At 45.6% G+C, this 2,454-nt stretch carries 3 protein-coding genes; 2 read left to right on the top strand and 1 reads right to left on the bottom strand.

Annotated elements, in window-relative coordinates; translation table 11 throughout:
- Window positions 1-69 precede the first annotated feature (69 nt).
- Together AB4517_RS22420 and AB4517_RS22425 are read left to right on the top strand one after the other, a co-directional pair.
- Window positions 70-651: a flavodoxin family protein gene (locus AB4517_RS22420; RefSeq protein WP_372150059.1), complete on the top strand. Its 582-nt coding sequence runs from the start codon at window positions 70-72 to the stop codon at window positions 649-651.
- Between the two features lie 92 nt (window positions 652-743).
- Complete coding sequence (locus AB4517_RS22425) at window positions 744-1,589, top strand: LysR family transcriptional regulator (protein WP_239830094.1); 846 nt, start codon at window positions 744-746, stop codon at window positions 1,587-1,589.
- Here the strand turns inward: AB4517_RS22425 and AB4517_RS22430 are convergent.
- A complete protein-coding gene (locus tag AB4517_RS22430; RefSeq protein WP_102319698.1) occupies window positions 1,540-2,319 on the bottom strand; it encodes a TSUP family transporter in 780 nt (259 codons plus the stop codon). The genes AB4517_RS22425 and AB4517_RS22430 overlap by 50 nt on opposite strands.
- Window positions 2,320-2,454 lie beyond the last annotated feature (135 nt).

Raw genomic sequence — 2,454 nt, forward strand, 5'->3', positions numbered from 1 at the left:
GACTATATTAGTAAACAAATAACTTTATAAATAAATTTACTTACTAATGCTAACAACGAGGGTTTAAGGATGAGCAGTAATAAAATTGGAATTGTTTTCTTCTCTAAATGTGGGGCAACCAAGCAAGTAGCAGAGCTCATCGCAGAGGGCGTAAACTCTCAATTGCCTAGCTCGACACTGCTCATCGAGGTTCTCTCGTCTGAAATTATTGAAGGAAGGTATGACAATGACGATAAGCTCACAGCATTAGACAGCTGTGGTGCGATTGTCTTTGGCGCGCCAACTTACATGGGGTCTCCTGCCGCTCAGTTTAAGAGTTTTATGGATGCGACCAGCGATACCTACGGTAAGAAATCATGGAGAAACAAACTTGCTGCTGGCTTCACCACTGGGGGCAGTCTCAACGGAGAACAACAACAAACCCTATTCAGCTTTTTCACTCTAGCTTGCCAGCATGGCATGATTTGGGCAGGGCTTGATGTATCTAAACACATCGACGACCTAGGTCTGAATCGTACAGGCTCGAGCATTGGCTTGGTTGCCAGTGTCGACGAGGATCCAAACTCTACAAGCAACAGTATTAATACGAATGACCTAAAAGCCGCTTTCTATTTTGGTCAACGCATCGCGAGCTTGGTTCAAAGTTCGTAACTTGTGTGATATCTATGAGCTCAAGACTAGAGAATGAATGTCGTTTCAGGTAACTTGATTCAATCATTCCCAAATTTCATGAATATAACCCAATGCTACTCGAAGGAATCGAAACTCTACTGGTATTGAGTAAAGCAAAGACCATGAGCCGCACAGGCAGTTTGCTTTATATCAGCCAATCTGCGGTCAGCAAACGGATTGCAAATTTAGAAAAGAAGCTAGGTAAAAAGCTCATCGAGCCGAGTGGCCGACAGATAAAACTGACGCCGGATGCGGTTGCATTGATCGAGAGTATTGGCCCTACGTTCAATGAACTTCGTGGTCTTATTTATGAACAACAAGAGTTGGAAGATACCACTCTAATTACCCTAGACAGCTCTAAGTCTCTGATAGCGGGCTACTTAGGTGAGATGATGGGGCAATTTATCCAGCAAGATAAATACATCACCATTACCACCAACCACACGCCAAGAATCATAGAGCGAGTGCAATCAGGCAAGGCAACTCTAGGGTTGTGCGCTGGCTTATTGCCACCGCATCATGGATTGATGACTTTCCACCTGTTTGATGAGCCGTTTTACATTGTGAGTAAGCAGCCACTCACGGCTCTTCCTCCATTGGTCATTACCAACGATATGACCAACCCTGCTAACTCTTATCAATTATCTGTGTTAGAAAAATTCGGCATCAAACCCTTGATGGAGATGGATGCCTACACCGCAGCGGCGCAACTTGCATTGGGCGGGACTGGGCCTGCGTTAATCCCGCTCTCTATCGTAAAAACACTCAATATTGAGCCTCAATACTTGTATAGCTTCCCTGAATTAGCAGGCTTAATTCGACCGATTCATGTCTGTGTTAGACCGAATAGCTACCAGTCTCCAAGAGTTAAAATACTGATAGAATCCATTGTTGATGCTGTTCCCAAAGCAGTTTAGAAGCCATCAGCATCGACATTACGATCACAAGGGGGCGAATCCATTTCTGCCCTTTTGTCACCACGACTTTGGCGCCAAGCTGAGCCCCCATAAAACCACCAACCGCCATCACTAATCCTAACTCCCAAATAGGCAAGCCAGCCAAAATAAAGAAAATCAGTGCAGCGATGTTCGAGGTGAAATTCAATACTTTAGTTCGCGCCGTAGCATCGACCAATGAGAAATGGCCAATCGCAACAAAACACACAGTGAAGATTGAGCCTGTGCCAGGGCCAAAGAAGCCATCATAGAAACCAACACCGCCACCGACACATAACGCAAACATCGCCTCGGAGATCTTTTGTTTGCCTTCAGAGGCTCTGGTTTGTGGTGCTAATAGGAAATAGAGAGAGATCGCGATAAGCAGCAGTGGGATCACGCTGGTCAAAAGGCTCGCGTCGATGTATTGAACCAACTCAGCACCAATAGCCGAACCTATAAAGGTACAAAAGATAGCGAGGCGCATCTCCTTAATACTGACGATACCGTTACGCACGAAATACCAACTCGCAGAGAAGCTGCCAAATGAGCTCTGGAGTTTGTTAGTCGCCAGTGCTTGCGTGGGTGGCACGCCAGCCGCGAGCAATGCAGGTAGAGTCAACAACCCACCGCCGCCAGCCATTGCATCAATAAAGCCTGCTGCCGTTGCAACAACAAACAAGATAGCCAATATTTCTAGAGTGATTTCCATATACCCAACGCCTTAAAGTCCTGTGTAGCGACAAGTTACCACTCACGGCAGACGAGCAATAACGAAACACAAGATTCTAACCTATTCCAAATATTCATCATTAAGTTACCGCGGAATAACAGAATCGAGTAGGAG

Origin of the sequence: Vibrio sp. 10N.222.52.C3 (genome assembly GCF_041474195.1) — a bacterium.
Classification (GTDB): domain Bacteria; phylum Pseudomonadota; class Gammaproteobacteria; order Enterobacterales; family Vibrionaceae; genus Vibrio; species Vibrio crassostreae_C.